The sequence below is a fragment of the Mucilaginibacter sp. SG538B genome, assembly GCF_013376065.1.
GTDB lineage: Bacteria > Bacteroidota > Bacteroidia > Sphingobacteriales > Sphingobacteriaceae > Mucilaginibacter > Mucilaginibacter rubeus.
Window position 1 is genome coordinate 178634 of sequence record NZ_JABMJI010000006.1, and the last position, 24205, is coordinate 202838.

The 24205-nt window shown below is 41.8% G+C and carries 22 protein-coding genes; 12 read left to right on the plus strand and 10 right to left on the minus strand.

The annotated features are described in order from the left end of the window. Window positions 1-6 precede the first annotated feature (6 nt). Window positions 7-1872 (plus strand): M1 family metallopeptidase, encoded by a 1866-nt coding sequence (locus FHW88_RS26445; protein ID WP_176628603.1) that lies wholly within the window; start codon window positions 7-9, stop codon window positions 1870-1872. Between the two features lie 73 nt (window positions 1873-1945). On the opposite strand, the gene FHW88_RS26450 is transcribed toward FHW88_RS26445, so the two are convergent. The 3 genes from FHW88_RS26450 to FHW88_RS26460 form a co-directional block, all read right to left on the minus strand. Further along, entirely contained in the window at window positions 1946-2332 is a 387-nt protein-coding gene (locus FHW88_RS26450; protein WP_090533337.1) for a YtxH domain-containing protein, read from the minus strand. Window positions 2333-2520: 188 nt separating this feature from the next. Then, entirely contained in the window at window positions 2521-2715 is a 195-nt protein-coding gene (locus FHW88_RS26455) for a cold-shock protein (protein ID WP_090533335.1), read from the minus strand. 120 nt (window positions 2716-2835) lie between these two features. Next, window positions 2836-3972 carry a GAF domain-containing protein gene (locus tag FHW88_RS26460; RefSeq protein WP_176628604.1) on the minus strand — a complete coding sequence of 379 codons (1137 nt, stop codon included), beginning with the start codon at window positions 3970-3972 and terminating at the stop codon, window positions 2836-2838. A 305-nt stretch (window positions 3973-4277) separates the two neighbouring features. On the opposite strand from FHW88_RS26460, the gene FHW88_RS26465 reads away from it, so the two are divergent. From FHW88_RS26465 to FHW88_RS26485, 5 genes are all read left to right on the plus strand, one after another. Continuing rightward, entirely contained in the window at window positions 4278-4928 is a 651-nt protein-coding gene (locus FHW88_RS26465; protein WP_176628605.1) for an HAD family hydrolase, read from the plus strand. 200 nt (window positions 4929-5128) lie between these two features. Continuing rightward, window positions 5129-5326, plus strand: a complete 198-nt coding sequence (locus FHW88_RS26470; RefSeq protein WP_090533330.1) for a hypothetical protein — start codon at window positions 5129-5131, stop codon at window positions 5324-5326. Between the two features lie 387 nt (window positions 5327-5713). Then, complete coding sequence (locus FHW88_RS26475) at window positions 5714-6415, plus strand: NUDIX hydrolase (RefSeq protein WP_090533328.1); 702 nt, start codon at window positions 5714-5716, stop codon at window positions 6413-6415. Window positions 6416-6622: 207 nt separating this feature from the next. Continuing rightward, a complete protein-coding gene (locus FHW88_RS26480) occupies window positions 6623-8491 on the plus strand; it encodes an ATP-binding protein (RefSeq protein ID WP_176628606.1) in 1869 nt (622 codons plus the stop codon). Between the two features lie 106 nt (window positions 8492-8597). Next, window positions 8598-9470 carry a creatininase family protein gene (locus FHW88_RS26485; protein ID WP_176628607.1) on the plus strand — a complete coding sequence of 291 codons (873 nt, stop codon included), beginning with the start codon at window positions 8598-8600 and terminating at the stop codon, window positions 9468-9470. Between the two features lie 55 nt (window positions 9471-9525). Here FHW88_RS26485 and FHW88_RS26490 read toward each other — a convergent pair whose 3' ends face one another. From FHW88_RS26490 to FHW88_RS26510, 5 genes are all read right to left on the minus strand, one after another. Further along, window positions 9526-10221 (minus strand): ATP-dependent Clp protease proteolytic subunit, encoded by a 696-nt coding sequence (locus tag FHW88_RS26490; RefSeq protein ID WP_176628608.1) that lies wholly within the window; start codon window positions 10219-10221, stop codon window positions 9526-9528. A 12-nt stretch (window positions 10222-10233) separates the two neighbouring features. Beyond that, window positions 10234-10506 (minus strand): hypothetical protein, encoded by a 273-nt coding sequence (locus tag FHW88_RS26495; RefSeq protein ID WP_176628609.1) that lies wholly within the window; start codon window positions 10504-10506, stop codon window positions 10234-10236. Then, the gene (locus FHW88_RS26500; RefSeq protein WP_176628610.1) at window positions 10487-11038 is read right to left on the minus strand and encodes an RNA polymerase sigma factor; all 552 of its coding nucleotides are present in this window, start codon (window positions 11036-11038) and stop codon (window positions 10487-10489) included. The genes FHW88_RS26495 and FHW88_RS26500 overlap by 20 nt, the downstream gene beginning before the upstream one ends. Window positions 11039-11253: 215 nt before the next feature. Then, window positions 11254-12129: an AraC family transcriptional regulator gene (locus tag FHW88_RS26505; protein ID WP_176628611.1), complete on the minus strand. Its 876-nt coding sequence runs from the start codon at window positions 12127-12129 to the stop codon at window positions 11254-11256. Between the two features lie 447 nt (window positions 12130-12576). Next, window positions 12577-15426, minus strand: coding sequence for a TonB-dependent receptor (locus tag FHW88_RS26510; RefSeq protein ID WP_176628612.1), 2850 nt, complete (start codon window positions 15424-15426; stop codon window positions 12577-12579). A 285-nt stretch (window positions 15427-15711) separates the two neighbouring features. On the opposite strand from FHW88_RS26510, the gene FHW88_RS26515 reads away from it, so the two are divergent. The 5 genes from FHW88_RS26515 to FHW88_RS26535 all read left to right on the plus strand — a co-directional run bounded on the left by FHW88_RS26515 (window position 15712) and on the right by FHW88_RS26535 (window position 21247). Then, complete coding sequence (locus FHW88_RS26515; RefSeq protein WP_176628613.1) at window positions 15712-16782, plus strand: sensor histidine kinase; 1071 nt, start codon at window positions 15712-15714, stop codon at window positions 16780-16782. Beyond that, window positions 16779-17522 (plus strand): LytR/AlgR family response regulator transcription factor, encoded by a 744-nt coding sequence (locus FHW88_RS26520; protein WP_176628614.1) that lies wholly within the window; start codon window positions 16779-16781, stop codon window positions 17520-17522. The genes FHW88_RS26515 and FHW88_RS26520 overlap by 4 nt, the downstream gene beginning before the upstream one ends. 301 nt (window positions 17523-17823) lie before the next feature. Further along, window positions 17824-19242, plus strand: coding sequence for an ATP-binding protein (locus FHW88_RS26525; RefSeq protein WP_090533309.1), 1419 nt, complete (start codon window positions 17824-17826; stop codon window positions 19240-19242). Between the two features lie 53 nt (window positions 19243-19295). Beyond that, window positions 19296-20957 (plus strand): response regulator, encoded by a 1662-nt coding sequence (locus FHW88_RS26530; protein WP_176628615.1) that lies wholly within the window; start codon window positions 19296-19298, stop codon window positions 20955-20957. Between the two features lie 23 nt (window positions 20958-20980). Beyond that, a complete protein-coding gene (locus tag FHW88_RS26535) occupies window positions 20981-21247 on the plus strand; it encodes a UBP-type zinc finger domain-containing protein (RefSeq protein WP_090533305.1) in 267 nt (88 codons plus the stop codon). A gap of 113 nt (window positions 21248-21360) precedes the next feature. Here the strand turns inward: FHW88_RS26535 and FHW88_RS26540 are convergent, their stop codons facing one another. Continuing rightward, on the minus strand, window positions 21361-21798 hold the full coding sequence (locus FHW88_RS26540; protein WP_090533303.1) for a DoxX family protein: 438 nt from the start codon (window positions 21796-21798) through the stop codon (window positions 21361-21363). Window positions 21799-21979: 181 nt separating this feature from the next. Next, a complete protein-coding gene (locus tag FHW88_RS26545) occupies window positions 21980-22963 on the minus strand; it encodes a sugar phosphate isomerase/epimerase family protein (RefSeq protein WP_090533301.1) in 984 nt (327 codons plus the stop codon). 85 nt (window positions 22964-23048) lie between these two features. Between FHW88_RS26545 and FHW88_RS26550 the strand changes: the two genes are divergently transcribed. Beyond that, complete coding sequence (locus FHW88_RS26550) at window positions 23049-24179, plus strand: glycosyltransferase (protein ID WP_090533299.1); 1131 nt, start codon at window positions 23049-23051, stop codon at window positions 24177-24179. Window positions 24180-24205: the final 26 nt, after the last annotated feature.

Genomic DNA, 24205 nt, shown 5'->3' on the forward strand with positions numbered 1-24205 from the left:
AGACGTATGACCAAACCCATTATTTTATCTGCATTAGCCTGCATTGCATTTATACAGGTTAAGGCCCAAACCTTGTATATGCCCCGCGATATACAAAAAGCATTTAAAAACGAAACGCGCTCGACTGATGGCCGCCCCGGCAAAAAGTACTGGCAAAATTATGGCCGTTATAATATCAGTATTACGGCTGTGCCTCAAAATCGTACTGTAAAAGGCACAGAACAGATCACTTATGTTAATAATAGTCCGGATACTTTAAAAAGGCTTAACATGAAGCTCATCCTGAACATTCATAAACCGGGTGCCGCCCGTTTTGGCGATGCAGGGGCTGACTATCTTACACCGGGCATTCAGTTTGATAGCTTTTCAATTAATGGCGAAGCAAAAAAAGTTGCATCAGGTTCAACAAATCAAATGGTTGGTTTAAGTAAGCCGTTGATGCCTCATGATTCTGTTAAGCTTGATATTGGCTGGCATTTTGAAATTTCGAAAGAAAGCGGCCGCGAAGGAATGATCGATTCAACTACCTGCTACCTGGCTTATTTTTATCCGCGGGTGTCGGTTTATGACGATTACAATGGCTGGGACAGGCTACCTTTTTTAGATGCCCAGGAATTTTACAACGACTTTAACGACTATACCCTGCACGTTACCGCGCCTAAAAACTACGTGGTTTGGGCTACCGGTACCCTGCAAAACCCTGAAGAGGTGCTTCAGCCTGAATATGCAAAACGATTGAAGGCTTCATTCACCAGTGATTCAACTATCAATATTGCATCGGCTGCTGAGCTTGCCGCCCATAAAGTAACGGCTCAAAAGGAGATGAACACCTGGACCTGGACCGCTAATGATATCAGCGATATGGCTGTAGGTATTAGTGATCATTATGTATGGGATGCAGCCAGCGTTGTGGTTGATGACGCAACAAACCGCCGGGCCAGTATGCAGGCTGCTTTTTTAGATAGCTCGGAAGATTTTCATCATGCGGTACAAAACGGCCGTAATTCATTAAGCTGGTTATCACATAACTGGCCGGGGGTACCCTACCCGTTCCCTAAAATGACGTCGTTCCAGGGCTTTGCAGATATGGAATACCCTATGATGGTTAACGATAGCCATACCAACGATGTGCGCTTTTCGCAGTTTGTGCAGGATCATGAAATAGCGCATACCTATTTCCCTTTTTATATGGGTATTAACGAAAGCCGTTATGCATTTATGGACGAGGGCTGGGCAACCACTTTTGAACTGTTGATTGGAACATCAGAAGTTGGCAAAGAAAAAGCTGAAGCATTGTATAAAAATTTCCGTGTTGACAGATGGATCCATGATGCTTCAACCGCCGAAGATCAGCCGGTCATTACACCATCGAGCGAATTGAGGGGTGGATACGGTAATAACTCCTATGGTAAGCCATCGTTAAGTTATTTAGCCCTGAAAGATATGCTTGGCGATCAACTATTCAAAAAAGCCCTGCATGGATATATGGACCGCTGGCATGGCAAACACCCAATACCATGGGATTATTTTAACTCTATGAGTAATATTACAGGTAAAAACCTTGATTGGTTTTTCAATAACTGGTTCTTTACTAATTACTATATCGATCTGTCGGTAAAAGGTGTAACCAAAACAGCCGGTGGTTATACAGTAGCAATTAAAAACGTGGGCGGTTTTGTAATTCCGTTTGATGTAAAAATTACTTATGCTGATGGTTCGGCCGAAAGCATTCATCAAACCCCTGTGGTTTGGGAAAAAAATCAAAAGCAAATTTCGGTAGATATCAAAACCGCCAAAACCATTAAATCAGCTACTTTAGATGGCGGTATATTTATGGATGCTGATGACAGCAACAATACATGGAATAAATAATAAAAAAAACGCTTATAAATAATAAAACCCTGCCAACTGGCAGGGTTTTATTATTTTATGATAGTACTAAATATTATGCGTTTTGTACAGAATTGTTCCAGTCATTAGCAGTTGCTTTAGCTTTATCTTTTGCGCTTTCGGCGGCGTCGCTGGCTTTGCCTGCAATTTCATCGGCTTTTGATTGTACTGTGTCAACAGCTTTATCTTTAGCATCCCAAAGGTCGCTAACAGTTCCGCTAAACTTGGTTTTTGCTTTGTCAATTACATTGTTGCTGTAATCTTTGATTTCTCCGGCTGTTGTTTGCGCTTTCGTTTTGGCTGTATCAACCAAATCATTTATATAGTCTGCAATATCTCCTCTCAATTCAGTCCCTTTTTCAGGAGCTAACAATAAACCCAAAGCCGCGCCCGCCGCTGCACCTACCAATAGTGCTGCTATAATTTTTGCTTGATCTTTCATGTTCTTTCTTTGTTTTATATGTAGTCGATTTATGATATCATAGTTTAAACAACAACAATGCCAGTTTTATTTGAAAGTAACATTCAAATATTAAGTTGAAATACCCTGCAGGTTAATAAAAAAAATAAGTCAACAAAAAAGGCACTCAAAAAATTGAGTGCCTGGTAGGCTTAATGATTATATTATAATTATATAACTTTTACATTTACCGCGTTAAGACCTTTACGGCCGTTTTCAACTTCGTATTCAACGGTGTCGTTTTCACGAACTTCGTCAATAAGGCCTGTTGAATGAACAAAAATATCCGGACCACCATTGCTTGGTACTATAAATCCGAAACCTTTTGTTTCATTAAAAAATTTTACTGTTCCTTGATTTTGCATTCTTTTATTTATTAATGCCGCCAAGGTAGTTATAATTTACCGTAATCAGCAATAGCCAAAGCGTAATTTAGGTGTAAACCAAATCTGTGGGATGGTATTTGGATTTTAGATAATTGATGGTCAGGCTACTATTGCCAAATGCCCTCCCTGTATGGTATCTTCCGAATCTTTTACTATTCCCCGTATCTTTTCATCCAGTTCGTTAACGGTATGTTCTATTATATTAAAGTAACCAAAATCAATATTTTCCATCCGCATGAGGTCTAATATGCCAAGCAGTGACGCTACCGGCCTCCGTAATTCGTGCGATTGTATGATAGCTATACGGTTAAGCGCCTCTTTTTGAATATTGATTTGTTCCTCGTGTCTTTTGCGTGTAGTAATATCTGTTGAGTTAATAGCTACCCCAATTACCTCACCGCTACTATTTTTTACCGGGATAAATGAGGTTTCTTTCCAGCAGGCATTTGGCGTTCCCGACAGCAGTTCCCACTCCCGTTTAATGGAACGGCCGGTTAATGCTATCGCAAAGTATTTCGAAAATGAGTTTACCAGGGCCGGCTCTGTGTAAGCGATAATATTATCACCATTGGCCAGTTTTTTATTATATAGGCTTCTGATAAAAACCGATGCAGATTTATTGAATGCCATAACCTCAAGATTACGGCCAACCAGGATATGGGTATCTTTTGAACTGTCGAAAATTGCTTTCAACTTCATTTCCGATTCGCTGATAAACGCTTTTTGTGATTGCGACTGCTGGTGCTGCTGCTCAAGCGAATGTAAACTTGAATTAAGTTCCATGAGGTTTATAACCTGCCTGGCCAGCGTTTTTAATGATTTAATCTGTTGCTGGTTAAGTTCATGGGGCTTAAAGTCAATAACACACAGGCTGCCAAGGGCATGGCCATCTTTAGTAATCAAAGGGGCACCTGCATAAAACCTTGCCTGTGGATCTTCAATAACAAGAAGGTTGGTGTTAAAGCGTTCGTCATTAAGCAGGTCGGGTACAACCAATACCTGTTTTTGGATAATAGTGTGATTGCAGAATGATAAATCACGTGGGGTACAGGTGATATTGGTGCCGGTAGCGGCTTTAAACCACTGCATGTCGGTATCGAGCAAAGTAACCAGGGCGACGGGAGTGCCGCAGATCTGAGCTGCTAATCCTACTATATCATTTAAATCAACCGCGATGTCACTATCCAGATCCTTAAATCTCTTAACGGCACGCAGGCGCAGGGGTTCGTTATTCATTGTATATTGTATAAGGATTAGTAGTTTTTTTATATATCCAATACGGAGCCTACGCGCACTATAATAATAATGAGCTTATTAAACACATACGCAATAGTTTAGCTAATAGTTGTATAAATTACAGAATAAAAAGACATAATGGCAATGATTTTATTACAATTTAACTGGTTAATCGTACGGCTGTTAAAAACTAATCGCTCATGTGTTTAAAGAATATGTGGCATAATTCAACTTTTAGTTTTTTAAAGGTTTAAGTTTGCCAAAAAACTGGGATCGGTTTTATTTCATAAATTGAAAATTAATACATGAAGGCCTTTATATTCGACCTTAACGGCACTATGATCAATGACATGCCTTATCATACCAAAGCATGGCAATATCTTTTAAATACCGACCTTGGCGGCAGCTTTACCTGGGATGAAGTAAAACCACAGATGTACGGCAAAAATCAGGAAGTACTGGAACGTATGTTTGGCCCCAATCGCTTTACTACCGAGGAAATGAACAGGCTTTCGTACCTTAAAGAACAGCGCTACCAGAATGAGTTTTTACCCCACCTGGCGCTATTGCCCGGTTTGCATGAGTTTTTGGAAAAAGCTTATCAAAACGGTATCCCTATGGCTATCGGTTCAGCCGCTATTCCTTTTAACATTGATTTTGTACTGGATAACCTTAACATCAGGCATTATTTTAAAGCAATAGTAAGTGCCGATGACGTAGTACTAAGTAAACCCCATCCAGAAACATTTTTAAAAGCTGCCGAATTGCTGAATACATTGCCCACAGATTGTATTGTGTTTGAGGATGTACCTAAAGGTGCTGAAGCTGCCGCTAATGCAGGTATGAAAGCTGTTGTACTTACTACTACCCATCAAATAGATGAGTTTTCCGAATTGCAAAACGTAATTCATTTTGCCGATGATTTTACGGATGACTTTGTTGGTAGCCTGGTATAATAAATAGTTGGGCAAACGCATTTTAATATTTAGTGATGATGACTTGTTGTTAATATAGCTAACGAAATAAGGTTATGATATAAATGCCCTTGGTGCCTATTTATAAACCTGCCCCGGACCTTTTATGATGAAACTTAAATTCAGCCTGCTTTTGCTCCTGTCCAGTATGTGCATGCAGTGATCATATTTATGCGCCGGCCATGCACCATAGCGATATTGCTTATCTGCCTAAACCGGTATCTGCCGATGCTGTCAAATCGACAAATTATATTTCGGGGGCGTTAGTAGTTGATGAAAGCCCTAATTACTCAGACGAGTTGGTTAGTGGACAGCTTAATTTTAGCCGCGCACATGCATTTGATCATTTCAACCCGGCTTACGGTGCTATGGTACATTAGGTAATTATCATAACAGCGAATTGGAGCCGCAAGATCCCAACTACTTTAAAAATAAGTTCTTTGGAACGGCAGGAGGGAGGTTGTCGGGAACTTTTTTGTGAGCAGCGGACGTATCGATTTTCGCTTTATCGATTTTGAAGCGGCGAGGGAATTTATTTGTGCGAGCATCGTAACCACGGCGGCAACCGCATGCTGGTAATATCGGCATGGGGCGAATAAATAATGAATAAGTGTCAATTATTATTGTAAAAAGCACAATTAATTTACACATTTGACTAACAATTGTAAATTAATGCGTTTTTAACAGGTATAACACAGCAAATTTGCAAGCTTATATCGAATGTTATTCTATATTTGTTTTTACCATAAAATTATTACTGTTTATAAATGCTCAAGTACTCCAAGCAAACAAGGTTATTATTAGCTGTTGATTGTATCATTTTTGGCTTTGATGGCGAAGTTTTAAAGATCCTATTGATAAAAAGAGGCTTTCAACCCGAAAAGGGAAACTGGAGCCTGATGGGTGGCTTTGTTCAGCCAGATGAAAGTCTTGATCAAAGTGCCAACCGCATTTTAAAGCAATTAACCGGTTTGGAGGGCGTGTACCTTGAACAATTATATACTTTTGGGCAACCCCAGCGTGACCCTATTGAGCGTACAGTATCTGTAGCATACTTTGCACTGGTTGACATCCATAAATATGAAGCCCAGATTAGTGATGATTACCATGCCGAATGGTTTCAGCTTAAACGCGCCCCTAAATTGATATTTGACCAGCAGGAAATGGTTGAGCAGGCCCGCAAACGCATCCGCTACAAAGCAGCTATGCACCCTATCCTGTTTGAGCTTTTGCCCACCAAGTTTACTATTCCGCAATTGCAAACACTTTACGAAAGCGTGTTTAATACCACTATTGATAAACGTAATTTCAGTAAAAGGGTGCTGGCAACCGGTTTACTCATTAAACTGGCCGATAAGGATAAAGCCGGCTCAAAACGCGGTGCTTATTATTACCAGTTAAACATGCAAAACTATTATGCCAAGTTTCAGGCATTTATGAACTTTATTCCTAATCCCGATTCGTTATAACAGTTCTTTGAATCATTTTTTTATTTCAGCCATTATGCCGGTATTACCTGCATAAGCTTGAATATCTTTTTTTGGGGGATAGCAGTTTAAATTAACTGTAACTCAGGCCTATTTTATTTAACATTCTCCAACCATACCATTTTTTATCCGTATAATAGCTTTAGGCTATATTATGAACCGTTAGCCCCGTTTTGCAAATATTAATTAATGAAAAAAAACGTAAGCCTTTTAGTATTGCTGTTGCTTGCTGTATCTGAATGTTTCGGCCAATTCAAGGAGGTTAATAAACTAAAAAAAAATCTTCCTTTAATTCATGACAGTATACAATATGTCAATGCACTTAACCGGCTGGGCTTACTTTTGTATGAGCAAAACATCGACAGTGCTTTTTTTTATGCAAAAAAAGCAAGAAATATAGCCGAACGACTTAACTATAAGGCCGGTAAAGCCGACGCCTTGAATGCTATAGGTATTGTTTATGACCTAAAAGGCAATTTACAGCTTTCGCTGCGGTATTATAACGAGGCCTATAATCTTTATAAGGAGTTAAAAGATACCTCGAACATTGTACAGGGGTTAATGAACATTGGCCTCGTATTTAACGAAACCAAAGAGAATAAAAAAGCAATAGACTTTTTTAAACGCGCGATGAACCTCGGCAAAACCCTGCATCGTGATTCTATAATGTCGCTGGTGTTATGTAATTACTTGCTCTTATACCCGGAGCAAGTGCCAAAAGATTCCGTTGAAATTTATCTTAAAAAAGCGCGGGAGATAGGAACAAGATTTAAAGATAACCGTATGCTGGTTGAAGCAGACCAGATCCAGGGCTTATTGTATGTGCAAAACAACGAGCGCGAAAAAGGTACGGCATTACTGCAACAAGCTGCTAACAACGGTTTAGCAATGGAGCTTTCCTATCTGAGCCTTGATATAATCATTAACCTTGGCGATCTGTACATGGATAATAATATCGCCAAAGCTATTATATATTACAAACAAGGGCTTTCCATTGCCGAAAAAAGTGGTTATCATTATTATGAAAAGTTCTTCGGCAAAAAATTATATGAAATCTACAGCGCTCAAAATAACCTGAATGAAGTACAGCGCTACAGCGAAAAATTATTGAAGCTTTATGAAGATGAAGAAAAATTCGCTAACACATCGGGCTTCGATTACATTGATTATGCACTTAAGGACCAGGAACTGGAAGCTATAACCATCCGGAGCCAAAACAGGCAGGTGCTTGCTATTGTACTTGGTATTTTATTTGTGATAACTGCCATTACTGTAATATTTACCTACCGCCTGTATAACCTCAAGAAAAAGCATGGCCAAACATTGGAAGAACTTAATCGCACTGTACAGCTACGAAACGAAAAACTGGAAATAGATCATGAATTCAACAACCGGCTGGTATCAATTCTTGCGCATGATTTCAGGCAGCCAATAGGCGCACTCAAAACACTGGCAACCGTACTTAAAGACGCTAATACTTTTACACGGGAAGAGTTGATGGAATTGGTAGATACAATGGAGCATTCTTCAAATATTTCGCTGGAGATTTTTGAAAATATCTTGCAATGGATCAAACAGCAATTGTCGGGCTTTAATTACAAAGCTGTTCCATTGCCATTAAAGGATCTTATTGATGAGGCTATACAACCATTTTACTTAATGGGGAAAGACCGTGGACTTAAGTTCGTAATCACAGTGGACCCGGCCATTGTTATTCATGCCGACAAGGAACTGGTACAGTTTATCCATCGCAATTTTATACATAACGCCATTAAGTTTTCGCCAGATAATTCAACCATTACTATAGGTGCGTCAAGCGATAACAACGATATAACTGTTTGTGTACAGGACGAAGGAAAAGGTATTTCACCCGATAAGTTGAAGTTGCTCTTTAATTTTAAAGCCAACATGCAGTACAGTAACGAAAAGGAAAAAGGCGCGGGCGTAGCGCTTATGATCTGCAAAGATTTTACCGAAAAGATGAATGGCCGGATCTGGGTTGAAAACAACAAGGAAAAAGGAGCTATTTTCTGCTACTCATTGCCCAATATCCATTAACCTCTTCATTGTAATTTTTAAATTACCTGTTGAAAAACAACATTTTAAGTTCGTAAATTTCAGTTCAAATACAGTTTGCTATAACCTGTTATTAAACCTATAATTTATGAAAACTTACTTATTACTGTTTGCAGCGCTACTGCTTTCTGCTTATTCCTTTGCCCAGCAAATACCTGCCCGCTGGGACGAGCTTGTTGCCTCAGATTTTCCTGCTGCGCTCGAAAAATCGTCGAAAACCTGTATCCTGCCCATTGGGATCCTGGAAAAACACGGCCCCCATTCCCCTTTGGGGACCGACCTGATCCACGTACGTGAGTGGGCTGCCCATGCTGTTAAGTTGGAATATGCTGTTGTATTTCCTGATTATTTTTATGGGCAGATCAATGAGGCCCGCCATCAGCCCGGAACGTTTGCGCTGCCAAGCAAAGTGATCTGGGATTTACTGGAAGCTACCTGCGATGAAATTGCGCGAAACGGGTTTGATAAAATAGTAATACTGAACGGCCATGGCGGCAATCCCGAGTTTATCCAGTTCTTTATGCAATCTCTGCTCAACAAACGTCACAGCTATGCAGTATATTTTTATAACCCGCATAGTGCAGATAAGGAATACACAGATCAATACCGCAAAATGCATAAATCAGCTATTGAAGGTGATCAGCATGCCGGCGAAAGTGAAACCGCGTCGATGCTTTACTATCGCCCAGATCTGATGAAGATGGACCGGGCAGCATCACAATCAGGCGATAATCAGCGCCGTTTAAACCTAGCTAATATTTATACACCTATATGGTGGTATGCCGCTTATCCTAACCACTATGCAGGTGAAGGGGCTAAAGCTACACCTGAATTTGGCAAATTTATAGCAGAGCATGAAATAGCCAGTTTTATACAAGCGCTTAAAGCGATTAAGGCCGATACCAGTACCATCAAATTGCAAAATGAGTTTTTTGATAAGGTAGATGCGTTAAATAAGTGATCTAAGTAGCCAGACTTACGAAGTAATTAAACTTCTTAAGTCTTCAATATGCCAATCAGTCCTCCTTACCTCCCAAAACCTCGTCTATCATCCCAAAAGATTTAGCTTCTTTAGCTATCATCCAGTAATCTCTGTCGGATACTTCATAAACCCTGTCGTAGCTTTGCCCGCTGTGTTTGGCTGTGATCTCATACAGTTCTCGCTTCATTTTAGAGATCTGCCGGGCAGCAATTTCGATATCCGATTCCTGCCCCTGCGCTCCGCCTGATGGCTGGTGCAGCATCACCCGTGAGTGCGGCAACGCGGCCCGTTTGCCGTTGGCGCCGGCGCAAAGTAATGTCGAAGCCATTGAGGCAGCCATACCAGTACAGATAGTAGCCACATCGGGCGATATAAACTGCATAGTATCATAAATCCCCAGTCCGGCATACACCGAACCGCCCGGTGAATTGATATAGATCTGGATATCCTTTTTGGCATCGGCCGATTGCAGGAAAAGCAGTTGCGCCTGGATGATGTTAGCCACCTGCTCATCTATCGCAGTGCCCAGAAAAATGATCCTGTCCATCATCAGTCTCGAAAAAACATCCATTTGCGAGATATTGAGCTGCCGCTCTTCCATAATATAGGGCGTCATGCCCATCCTTATTTGGCTGTTATTTACCTGCGCAATAAACCTGTCAATATGTAAACTTTGGACACGGCGATGCCTTACCGCATATTTGCGGAACTCATTTTGATTGATATTCATAAAATTTAATGTTTAGCGTTTATTGAACAAACGCATGATCTTTTGCCTGAAACCCACATGCTCAGGCAGGCTGAATAGCTTTTGATGTACAGTTTCAATTTCGGCCTTAAGGCTGTTACGGCCATATTGCTGCACAAGGGCCAGAGTTTGTTTATGCCGCATCACCTTATACTTAAGGCCAGGGTTGATGATCAGTTTGGCATCGAACAGCAGTGCCTCATCAGGCGCAGTTTGCCCAAGCACATGATCGTCAACTTCCTTGATCTCATTCAATGAAGTCCTCATAGGCCAGTGATTGTTCTTTAACTGTTTCCCTTACCTTTTCAATGCATTTATACTTCTGCACAGTAGCTGATCGCTCACCCGCGTAGCCAAACAAATCCGCGAGATCCTTCATGGGCAGCTTATGATAATAAAAAGCGCTTAGCAACTCCATGCATTTTTTACCCGCCATTTCCAGGTATCTCATTAGTTTAACTGCCGATGGCTGATCTTCAGTTTCATCTGTAACATCAAAACCTTTGGTACAATTATCAAGCGACAGGTTATGGCGGTCACCCTTAAACTTTTTGAGCCAAAGATGTTTGGCAATACCCAGCAGGTAAGCCTTTTCACCGTTATGCGGTGACAGATCACCGTTTAACGTCTTTTCATAATAAATAACAAGGGCATCCTGAAAAATATCTTTCGCGTCATCAAAAGAGCCGCCCATTTTGCTTACATATTTAGCCACTGTTGGGAAAGCGCTTTGGTAAAGCTTCGTAATGAGTTTTTCCCTTCGGGCGGCCGGTTTATCAAAAACTATCTCATGTGTCATGATCAGTGCGTTTAATAGTAAGTGCGCAAAACGAGAGATATATCACCGTGAATTTAGAAAATTATTCCCAGGATAGGATAATAGAATTATTTTCAGCCTTATGGAAAAGGATATTGAAGGGGCTGCTGCCCTGTCATGAACTGCCTTTTTTCTAAAGGTCAGCCCATCCCGAGTTATTTTCAATACAATTAAAACCACTCGGGGATAGCAAAAAATTATGTTTTCTTCGTAAACTCCTTTTGGTACATGAGTGGGCTTTTGCCCGTTACCTGCTTAAAATGCTTGTGAAAAGTGGAGAAATTATTGAACCCACTATCGTAGCAAAGCTGTTTGATGTTGAGCTTGTTTTCAATCAGGAGTCTGCAGGCGTAACCCACTTTTATCTCGATTACAAACTGCGAGTAGGTTTTACGGGTTTTTGATTTAAAGTACCTGCAAAACGAGTTCGCGCTCACACCGGCTATATCGGCAATTTCTTCCAGGTAAATCTTTTTGCGGAAGTTACGTACCGAGTATTCATAAATATTATTGAGCCTGTCGCTTTCCGATTCATTATGATCGTACTTAAAACCTATAGAAGTTAGGTAATTAGGCGGTGAACTGCCCGCTATGGTATTCAATGCTTTGAGCAGCATGATGATCCTTTCGGCACCATCAGTATTAAGCATAGTGGCTAAAATAGAGGCCACCTGCTTTTTTATTTCACCTGTTATTTGCAAGCCACGTTTTGAACGTTCAAGCAATACTTTTATTAGCTTGTTTTCTGGAAGCTGAAGAAACTGATCGCCCCAAAAGTTTTCGCAAAAATGTACCACGATGGTATCAACCGGCACCTGTTCGTTGCCATTATTAAAGTACATGTCGTCAAAGCGCCAGTAATGAGGCAGGTTTGATCCAACCAGCACCATATCGCCGTCTTCAAACTGCTTAATACTATCGCCTATAAATTGCGTTCCGCCACCTTTGATGAAATAAATCAGCTCCAATTCGGGATGGCAGTGCCAGCGGTTATTGATATCCGGTGATACATCATGCCTTACGCTAAAGGAATGCGCAGGGTCGGCAGAAACTTTAAGTAAAAGCGGCTTCATTCAGTTTTATTTACAAACAACGGGCTAAATGTAATTAAAAACTGTAAAAAAAGCTTATTTTTTATAAAGGGCTAAATTAACAAATATTCGGGCTACGAAGTACCCCCCCACAAAAACGGTCCAGGTAAATTAACACATAAAAGTTTAATCTTTGGTTTGTGTAGTTTAATTAAATAATAAAAAAATGAGAATAATATCTCATACTACTGCGTTGATATTCAGATTGATTGAATAATAAATTGGTTTAAGCAAAAAATCGAAACCTAAATAAGTGCATTAACGTATAATTAATAAAAAAGGGGCGTCCCGTATCTCACCTCGGAACGCCCTGCAGTTATCTGATGATAACATCAACTAAATCTCAGATCATCATGCTTTTTTGATCTGAACTCACCATCGTTCTCAGGGATGGGAAGGTTTTTAATATTTTATGAACCTTGCTGTTCTTTAAAATGGCGGCGGTCCGCCGGGGCCGCCGCCCGGAGGTGGAGCACCCGGTCCGCCACGCTCCATGGTTGGCCTTTTGCCGGCAAATTTCTGTAGCTTAAGCGTAAAGGTTAACAAGTAGTAACGCCCCAAACGGTTACTGTTGGTTTGAGTGATATAGCTGCCGTTCTGAGTGGTAGTATACCCGGTATTTTCATTAAACACATCCATCACCGAAAAGCGTAACGTACCGGCATTGCCTTTCAAAAAGCGACGCTCAACATAGGTATTCAATATATTAGGATTGGTAGCGCCCGTATAACCATAGTAGATCATTTTTGAATAATCATAGCTCAGGGTCCAGTCTTTAAAATAGCTTTTGCCATTAAGGCCAAGATTAAGCGTTTGGAAGTTACTGTTAACATTTGCCTGTTTGATAGAATTGCTTGAGGTGTTAACGCTGTAAGTAGTGCTTGCTTCGGCATCAATAACGTCGGTAATGCTTACCCTAAAGCGCGCGCCTTGAGATAATACCAAATTTTTGGCGATATTCTTTTCGGTTGTCATGTTATAGGTAGCAGAGTCGACGTTACTAATATATGAGACGTTGTTATTGTACGAAATGTTACCGATCATGAACAAATTATATTTTCTTTTTTGCCATGGCCTGGCAAACACATAAAATCCCTGTGCCGAATAATAGCCATCGGCATTTAAATATTGGGTTAAGATGCTTCCCGCAAGCTTACTGTTAGGCGTATAATTTCTGGGATAGGTAATGGTATTGGCTACTATCTTATTATCTGTTTTAATGAACGACAGGTTACTGAAAAACACGTTCCCGCTTTCAAAATTGAATTTATTGTATTTTAACGACAGCGTGTTGTTGAACTCCGGTTTCAGATCGGGGTTACCTTGTACCGGGTATGATGCGTTACTAAAATCGGTAACCGGCTGCAACTCGGTATAAGTAGGCTGGTTGCTGCTGCCGTTATAATTTAAACTAAGCGATTGGCTGCGCGAAAAGTTATAAATGAACCTTGCAGTAGGCGCCCAGTTAAACGTATTGTTATTGGTGGTAAATGGCGTGCCATCAACTATCGAAGATCCTTTTAATAGCGTTGGCTGAGCTACCACACCTAAGGTATAGTTGTATTTTTTGTCGATAAAACGATAGTTAAGTCCAAACCTGTTGGTAACAAAAGTTGAATTGTAGTTATTGCTTAGCAAATCGTACCGGTTTATATTTCCGTCATCGGCCAGAGTATCAGTTGCCCTGTCGGCAGTGGTGTAGGCGTAGTGGTAAGCATAATTAAGTTCCAGGTAGCCTTTCTTGCTGATAGGCTCCATGTAGGATAGGGTAGTTCCCACGCTATCGGTACGGCTATCGGTATTGATGAACTGGTTAAGGGGCGCGTTGCGGGCACCGTCAATATAGGTATAAACCGGGTTTTGATATTTGTTAATGGTGTAGCTGCCTGCCCCAACATTTACACTGAAGTTACGCCCATGAGTGTTGAACTTATGATTAAACAGCACATTAACACCATAGTTAGGCTCTGTTGATTTACTGAGGTTTGCGAGGCTGTAATTTGATACCGTCTCTGAGTTTCTGACCAGCAAACTGGTTGCATCGGATGTAGTGTTAGTGCTGGCGTAAGCATATGTAGGGGTGATCTTTACATAGTTTACCGTATCCGGTTTGTATTCGATGTTGAAGTTTACCCGGTGGTTCAGCTTTTCGTCCTGCTGGTTATTGGTTTGATTATTGGTGCTGGGATTGGTTGACGACAGGTTATTTTGAATAGTGCTGCTGATGGTATTCACCGAGTTATCGGCAAAGCTGTAACTACCATAAGCGGTAATCTTTTTGCCCCAGCTATCGCGATAATTGAAACCGAACGAACGTGCGGTAGTGATCCCGTTTGATGAGCTGCTGTTTGATCCCGGAGGACCTCCCGGACCGCCGCCTCTCGGACCGCCGCCGCCAAAGGTGAATAAGTTGGTGTTGGTATTATTCAGGTTACCTAAAAAGGCCAGCTGCCTGTTGCCGTTAAAACTAAATACATTGGCCGAAGCCACATACCTGTTACTCTCTTTATCATTCGATATACCTGGAATAGCATCACGACCGCCCCCTAAACTGGCTTGCCCAAAGTATCCGTAGTTTTTATTTTGTTTGATGGTGATGTTAAGTACTTTATCGGGTTCGCCCGTTTTGATACCGGTAAGGTTGGCCTGATCGCCATAATCATCAATGATCTGGATGTTTTGTACGATATCGGCAGGCAGGTTTTTAGTAGCTGTTTTAACATCGCCTCCAAAAAAGTCCTTGCCGTTAACCCTTACCTTAGTTACGCTTTTACCCTGGGCGGTGATGTTGCCGTCTTTATCAACATCCATACCGGGCAGCTTTTTAATTACATCTTCAACGGGGGCGTTATCACGTACTTTATAGGCATCGGCATTAAATTCAATAGTATCCTCTTTAAGCTTTACCGGGTTTACATCTGCAATAACTACGGTTTTCAGCATGGTAGTTTCTATCTTTAGGATAACCGGAGGCAAATTGGCCGGCTTGTTATCGTTAGCCAACACAAACCTGCGTTTGAGTGGCTGATAACCTATCGAGCTAAAAACCAAACTAAACTGGCTTGCTGTTACGTTGTTAAAGGTAAAAGTACCATCGGCACCGGTAATAACAGTGGTACTATCGGTACCGGTAAGCATTTTTACGCTGGTACCGGCAACCAGGTAACCGGTAGAGTCTTTTACAATGCCTTTAATCGTACGGCCGGGGTCGGCTTTTGCGTTAAACGGTATCGTGAACGCTAAGGCAATTATTACTGCTAAGGAATATAGGATTTTCATTTTTATGCTGATTAACAGCGGCAAAACAATAGCATTAATTTTAGTGTAAAAAACATAATAGACAGACGCTGTTTATATATAGACGGGATACGACTTTTTACCTACAAAAGCGCAGCGCTACCCTATGAAAGGTTGATAGAAGTCTTTAAAGATCAGATTAAAGCGCTCATCGGTGATTTTTGCCTCCCGGGCGATTATAATTGTTTTATAGTCTTATTGATTTGTAATATTGCTGAATTATATCTTTAAATTTATTTGTAGTGCACTGTAGTGTAAACCCCTTCAATGAGCCTTAAATCAAAAAGCAATACCATTACCGTCCTCATTCATATTTTAATATGGGTGGTATTTGGACTGCTGTTGTTCTTTTATCAGCCGCTAACCTGGAATGTTGAATTTCCGTACCAGTTCTGGATCAAACAGGCGGTTACTTTTTTTATACTGGTTGCTGCCTATTACTTTAACAGCAAATTACTTGTTCCGCGCTTTTTACTGCATGACCGCACCGGTATGTATTTTATAGCCGTTGTAGGTATAGTAATAGTTTTTTTATTGCTTAACAGTTGGGCCGATAAAGCGCTGCATATGCATGAGCATATGGAAGCCGTTTTTCACCGGCAGCACCGTCCGCCTAAACCAAAAGACCGCGGCGGCTGGGATATTTTTGGAACCGTGATAGTGGCATTGGTTTTAGGGATCAGCACCAGTATTACGGCTATACAAAAATGGCAGATGGATATCCGCCTGCGCCAGGCCCTGGAACAGGATAAGATCAGCTCGGAATTATCTTTTCTGAAAGCCCAGATCAACCCGCATTTCTTTTTCAATACGCTCAATAACATTTATGCGCTTACCCATGTTAACGCCGAAACATCGCGCAAGGCGCTGCACCAGCTTTCGCGCATGATGCGATATGTATTATATGATACGCAGCATGGTACGGCATTATTAAGCCAGGAGGTAGCTTTCATTAAAGACTATATCAGCCTTATGGAACTGCGCCTTACCCAAAAAGTAACCGTTACCTTTACTCCGCCTGCACACACTAACGATGTAACTGTGGCCCCGATGATTTTTTTACCTTTTGTAGAAAACGCCTTTAAACACGGCATCAGCGCTACGGAGCCAAGCGCTATCCGCATCATTATCGATCAGCATGATAATCTACTGGAGTTAAAGGTAGAGAATGGCATCTATAAAGATCATAACCTAAACATTGGCGAAAATAAAGGTATCGGTTTAACCAATACCATTCGCCGGCTTGATTTGCTCTATGCAGGAAAATATAAACTGGATATTACTGAGGATGTAACCGCCAATATCTATACCGTTCACTTAATCCTTAACCTGTCATGATAATTAACTGCATAGCTGTTGATGATGAGCCGCTTGCGCTGGGCCTGGTTTGTGCTTTTATCGAACAAACCCCTTTCCTGAAACTCATCGGCCGTTACAGCAGTGCCGTTGAGGCACTTGTCGGCTTACAGGATAAAAAGGTTGACCTTATTTTCCTGGACATCCAAATGCCTAACCTTAACGGCATGGAGCTCGCACGGGTGCTTGACAGTCGCGGAGCAAATAAACCCCGCATTATTTTCACCACCGCCTACAACCAGTTTGCTATTGAAGGCTACCGGGTTGATGCCCTCGATTACCTGCTCAAACCCTTTAACTACGAAGAATTTTTGCATGCTTCAAACAAAGCCCTAACTTATTTTGAACTGGTGAACCGCTCGAACAGCCCTGCAACCGTAATTGCCGCTGAACCCGAAGAGGAAGAGTACTTGTTTTTAAAGATAGAATACCAGTTAGTAAGGATCGCTCTTAATGACATCTTGTACATTGAAGGTTTGAAAGATTATGTAAAAATCTATCTTCAGGATAAGGAAAAACCATTGCTTTCCCTCACCAGTTTAAAAGCTTTGGAAGAAAAACTGCCATCCAAACGTTTTATGCGCGTACATCGCTCATTCATTGTATCGCTCAATAAAATCAATTCCATTACCCGCAATGCTTTGCAGATAGGAAAAGTGAACATTACCGTTGGGGATCAGTATAAAGAAGCCTTCGGGGTATTTTTGAGCAAATGGAATTGAACCCGGATTTATAGGATTTTCCTGATTACTGGATTTTTGAATGCTGCCTGAAGATTAACCGAGCCATTCGATATTCTGCCCCTGCGATCGTGTCTCCACGATCGCCTTCAAAGCCATCAACTTTCCATATTAACAAAGCGTTTCGTAAGGACACGAATCCAGGGAATCCAATAATCCACTAAATCCCGGTTCAGACAAAATCCTGGTACAGACAAACAAAATCCATCCTGCACAGGTTCACCTAATTGCAATTTTTTGCCTCATTTTTACATCATTAAATAATATTCCCTACTTTTAAATTATGCAAAAGGTAAGTGAACTACAGGTAAGCGTATCAGACTTAAAAGCTTTTGAAGCTTTGGCCAATATACCCGACGATCAGCTGCAATGGCTGATTGATAAAAGCGAGATCTTAACATTTGAAGATGGTGAATACCTGATGGAGCCGGGTCAGGATCTTACAGGCCCGCATTTTATAATAGAAGGCAACATGCGCTTCTTTATGATGCAGCAGGGTTCGCGTCGCGATTATACCATGGTTGAAAAAGGAAGTATCACGGGTTATATGCCCTATTCCCGCGGTCTCATAGCCAAAGGCTATGCCCAGGCTGTTGGCGAACTGACGGTGTTGAGTTACCCTACAGCCGAAATCATGGAAATGATCCGGAACCATTTTGAGCTTACCCAGGCGCTGGTTCATATCATGACCACCCGCGTACGTGATTTTACCGCCATGCAGCAGCAAAATGATAAAATGATGGCCTTGGGTAAATTATCGGCTGGTTTGGCTCATGAGCTTAATAACCCGGCATCGGCCATTGTACGCGACTCGTTATCATTAAGAAAGCACCTGCGTATGGTGCCTGCCCATCTGAAAAATATGTTTGCCATAAGGGCGAGTGATGAGCAGGTTGATGGTTTGACCGACGAGTTGTTCAGGATTCTGAATAAAAAGGAATGCTATACCCGCCTTACACTAAAACAGCGTACCCAACTTGAAGACGAAATATCAGAATGGCTGGAAGATAACGGTGTTGAGGATGCCTATGATATAGCCGAAAGCTTTGTTGACTTTAGTTTTACTACCGAAAATCTGGAGGCACTAAAATCGCACATTCCAGAACATGCGGTACCAATCATTATGGGCTGGCTTAGTGCCAAGCTTATGGGCGAAAAAATGATTGAAGATATCCAGGAGTCTGCACGACGTATTGCCGAATTGGTAAGTTCCGTTAAAACGTTTACCCATATGGACCGCGCCCAGGATAAGCAGTATGCCGATATCCACGTAGGGATCCGTAACACGATTACCATGCTGGGGTACAAGATTAGGAAGGAAAATATTACCGTAATTGAAGAGTTTGATGAAACCCTGCCCGAAGTGAAAGCGCTTATCGGCGAACTTAACCAGGTTTGGACCAACCTGGTTGATAATGCCCTTGATGCCATGGAAATAAATGAGAGAGGCACACTTACCATCCGCACAAAAAAAGATAACGACTTTGTTGAAGTAAGAATCATTGATGATGGGCCCGGTATACCCGAAGATAATATCAGCCAGATCTACGATCCGTTCTTTACCACAAAAGAAATGGGCAAAGGCACTGGTATGGGCCTTGAAGTGGTGCAGCGTATTGTGAAGCAGCACCGCGGTTCGATAAAAGTAAAATCAAGACCCGGGCATACCGAGTTTATAGTTTGCTTCCCGATAAATGGTTAGCAAAAAACTGGTTTTACCAAAAATATTAGTTAATTTGCCTGCATATTTACCCTATGAGCCGTCCGATAATATTTTCCATAGATGATGATCCGCAGGTTTTGCGGTCAATAAGCCGCGATTTAAAGTCGCAGTATGGCAAAGAATATAAAATATTAAGCACAACATCGGCAAATGAGGCATATGATACCCTTATTGAACTGAAAAACAGTTCGGAAGTGGTTGCCTTGTTTTTGTGCGATCAGCGCATGCCCGAAATGGAAGGCGTTAAATTTTTGGAGAAGGCAAAAAAAGTATTCCCCGAAGCTAAACGGGTACTGCTTACCGCCTACTCCGATACAGATGCCGCCATTAAAGCCATTAACGATGTACAGCTTGATTATTACCTGATGAAGCCCTGGAACCCGCCGGAGGAAAAACTTTATCCTGTAATAAATGATTTGCTCGATGACTGGCATAGCCACTACATACCCGAATTTGTGGGTATGAAGCTCGTTGGCTACCAGTTTTCGCCTCAATCGCACGTTATAAAAGATTTTTTAGCCGGTAACCTGATCCCTTACCGTTGGTTTGATATCGAAAAAAATATCGATTCGGCCAGTTTGCTTACCATCAATAACCGCACAACCGATGATTTGCCGATGGTGATTTTTGAGGATGGCAGCTGTTTAACAAAACCAACCATCAGGGATATTGCCGATAAAATGGGCAAAAATCCTACCCAGCTTACTGATGTTTATGACGTGGTGATCATTGGTGCCGGCCCTGCAGGGTTGGCTGCTGCCGTATACGGCTCATCAGAAGGCTTAAAAACTTTATTGATTGAGCGTAAAGCACCAGGTGGACAAGCAGGTACCAGCTCGCGTATTGAAAATTACCTGGGTTTCCCGGCAGGTTTGAGCGGTGCCGATCTTACCCGTCGTGCTATAAGTCAGGCTATGCGCCTGGGTGCCGAGTTTTTGTCGCCTCAATCTGTTAGCGATATCCGGCAAAAAGACGGCTACAAAACCATTATCTTGGATGACGGACCGGAGATCATCAGTCGTACAGTAGTAATTACTACCGGTGTTGATTACCGTAAACTGGAAGTTAAAGGCGTTGATAACTTTACCGGAGCCGGCATTTACTATGGCGCGGCTACTACCGAAGCTTCGGCATGTACAGGTAAAGAGGTATTTGTGATTGGCGGAGGTAACTCGGCGGGACAGGCGGCTATGTATCTGTCTAAATTCGCGAAGAATGTGCATATCATTATCCGCAGGGATGATTTGACAGCCACCATGTCGGCCTATCTGATTAACCAGATTGCCGATACGCCCAATATAAAGGTTATGCCAAATACCGAGGTAATTGAGGCCGAAGGCACTAACTGCCTTGAAAAGCTTACGATACAAAACTGCAAAACCAAGGAAAGCGAAGTTAAAACTGCTAACGCATTATATATATTTATTGGTGCCAAGCCGTATACCGACTGGATAAAGCTGGACATCATTAAAAATAATAAAGACTTTATTGAAACCGGCCGGGAGTTGCGCAGTTACGAGAATTTTGGTAAAGTTTGGAAGCTTAAACGTGATCCATTTCTGTTGGAAACAAGCTGCCCGGGCATATTTGCAGCCGGCGATGTGCGTGCCGGGGCTATGAACCGCGTGGCATCTGCCGTAGGCGAAGGCTCAATGGCTATAAGTTTCGTACATAAATATCTTGCCGAAGTTTAAATTATTAATCACTACATATACCTATGGAAGAAACCTGTGCCCACATCGAAGCTGTTGAAAGCATAACCGAGCCCAAAGGCTACGTTTGTGAGGAATGCATAAAACATCACGGTTCATGGCTGCACCTGCGTACCTGCCAAACCTGCGGCGTTACGCTTTGCTGCGATAGTTCACCCAATACGCATATGACTAAGCATTTCCACGCTACAGGCCATCCCGTAGTTATATCTGCCGAACCAGGTGAGCGCTGGCTATGGTGTTATGTAGATGAAGCCGTTAAAGGATATTAATTGGAAGTCGGAAGTTTTGAGTTCGAAGTTTTAAGTCCCAAATTGGGAGTTTTACAGTTTTGGTGTTAGTTAAAAGAAATTCCTTTCCTGGCTCTTGATTTCTTATCTCTCCATTATCCCTTAAACGATAGTACTTTATCCAATGACCATGGACCGGAGCCTAAAATGGTAAATAGTATAAGCAGAGCCAGAGCTGTAATTGATGGCCATAACATGGTATTGATAGGTTCCTGGAAAATCCCTGTTAAAAATACTGCGCCCACCAATATAGGGATCTGAATAATGCAGCCCAAACGGGTTAATATACCCATGGCTATGAGTATACCACCAACCATGTGGGCAAATGATACATAGTATACCAGGATCATCAGCATATCAGGCGATACATTAATAACATCCTGATCGGTAATAATACCTCGCAGGTATGATGTATTTTCCATAAAAGTTATGCCTTTCACTAATAAAAATACGCCAAGAACAATACGCACAATATCCAAAACTTTAGGGTGATGAGTGTCGCCCCAGTGTTCAATTTTATGAACCAGATTCATAAAGCCCTCCTTTTAGTTTAATAATTGGTTATGAGCAACCCGGGGCGATCAGGGAGATCAAGCGACGGGCATGCTGTTATTAAATTTAGTAACAAATTTGTTATAAAACAAGTTTTAGGGGAGTAAAAAAAATGACAGGTTGAAGCGCGGATACTTAAACCTGTAATGCGTTGAACGAGACCTACAGGTCATACTCTGCCAGCCATCCACGCAATCTGGTCAAATCCTTTTTTAAAGCGGCCGAAAACTCATCCTTACTAATAGTCAGCTCACGTTTACCATCCTCTGCCCCGCCTAAGGGATATTCGCAGTGCAGGCTCATGGGGCCATTGATATTGTATTGTTTTAGCAGGCTGAAGTATTTTTTATAATCAACCATACCCTCGCCTAATGGCACACTTTTCACCCGCCATTTGTCGCCCTTTTTCTCCCAGTAAAAATCTTTTACATTGATTGTTTTGGAATAAGCCTTCAACAGGTCAAGTGTAACAGGCCAGGTATCGGCACCTTCAGTTGTTGCATGCCTTACATCGTACTGACAACCGATGTTATTAGGATCAAGCCCTTCAAGGCTCAGCCATAAATCCCATTGTGATGCTCCAAACAAGTCGCCGGAGTGGTTTTGATAGCCGCCGTGCATGCCATACCTTTTGTTGAGCTGGGCAAGACCGGCCAGTTGCTTATTGATAGCCCTGATATTGGCCGGTACACTGGTAGCCTTATCATAATTAAACCAGGCGGTACGATAATATTTAATGCCCAATGCCGATGCTGTTTTCAGGATCGGTTCGGCGTATTTTTCATCAGCAGTTTTAATATTGGTTACTATGGTATAAACCTTGAGCCCGGCTTTTTCAATAGCTTCAACCGCTTTAGGCAGGTCATCGGCAACACGTTCGGGCAGCACGTGGCCATCGGGCCTTACAGTAAGGTCAATTCCGTCAAAACCAAGCTGTACCGTTAAAGCGGCCATATCGGCATAATTAAGCCAGTGCATATGTTTGGAAAATATGCTCACTTTTATTTTTTCACCCGCAGAGGGGTTACCTGTGGCAACGTCAGTATTTAAGGGTGATTGCTTAGCCAAAGCACTTAAACCAAAAGGTAAACCGGCAGCAGCTATTGCGGCCGAAGCAATAAATTTTTTGCGGCTGATGTTTTTCATAGGTGTTAAAATTGGTAATGCAATATGCCATTTTTTGTTGTGATTATTTCCTGATTTTGCCCACCTTTATCCAAACCTATTTATCATGATATTATTCTGGTACAGCGTAATACTGTTTGTATCCACTTTAGCGCTTAACTTTTATCTGCTTATCGGCTTTAAACAAATTAAACAGGTAAGCCGACAACCTGTGATGGATAATCCCCCACCCCTTGCCATCATTATAGCTGTGCGAAACGAGGAGGAAGACCTTGAAAAAGCCTTGCAAAGCGTTTGCCATATCAATTATCCTAACCATCGCCTTATTGTAGTGAACGACCGCTCAACCGACCGTACCACCGACATCCTGAAAGATTTTAGCTTACACTATCCAAAGCTTCAGGTAACTACGATAGACACTTTACCCGACGGATGGCTTGGTAAAAACAACGCACTTTACCAGGGTTACCTTAGCAGTACTGAGGAATGGATGCTTTTTGCCGATGCTGATATCGTTTTTCATCCTGATGCTATTAACAAGGCTGTCGGTTATGCCGTTAAGCACGAGGTTGATCATTTAACCATGTTACCTGAGTTGATCTCCCGGTCGTCAATTTTAAACAGTGTATTTGCCACATTAAGCATTATGCTCATGATTGCCATGAAACCATGGGAGGCAAAAAAACCGAAATCAAAAGCATCGTCGGGCATAGGGGCTTTCAATTTGGTCAGACGTACAGCTTATGAAAAAATTGGCACGCATGTACGCATAAAACTGCGCCCGGATGATGATCTTCAACTTGGTCAATTGATAAAAAAAGAAGGTTTACGGCAGGATGTTTTAGCCGGTAAGGGTTACGTTTGCCTGGAATGGTATAAAAATCTTGGTGAGCTTGGGCGCGGTGTGCAGAAAAACTCATTTGCTGTTGCCAACTATAATCTTGTGCAAGCCATTATTAACGTGCTGAATATGTTATTAACAGTAGCTCTGCCCATGCCGTTGATGTTTATTTTCGGCACTGCAGGTATCCGCATCATGGCTGCTATTATGCTGGTATCCCATATTATTTATATGATGATAGTGCCACCAAATAAGTGGTGGTATGCATTCATGATACCCTTTTCGGGGCTATTTCTGGCCTGGCATTTTTTAAAAGCATCAATAATAACAGTTGTACAGGGCGGCATTTACTGGCGCGAGAGTTTTTACTCGCTTGATATGTTGAGGGGAAAGTGATAAAATTGGGTTTATTACGATCCCGA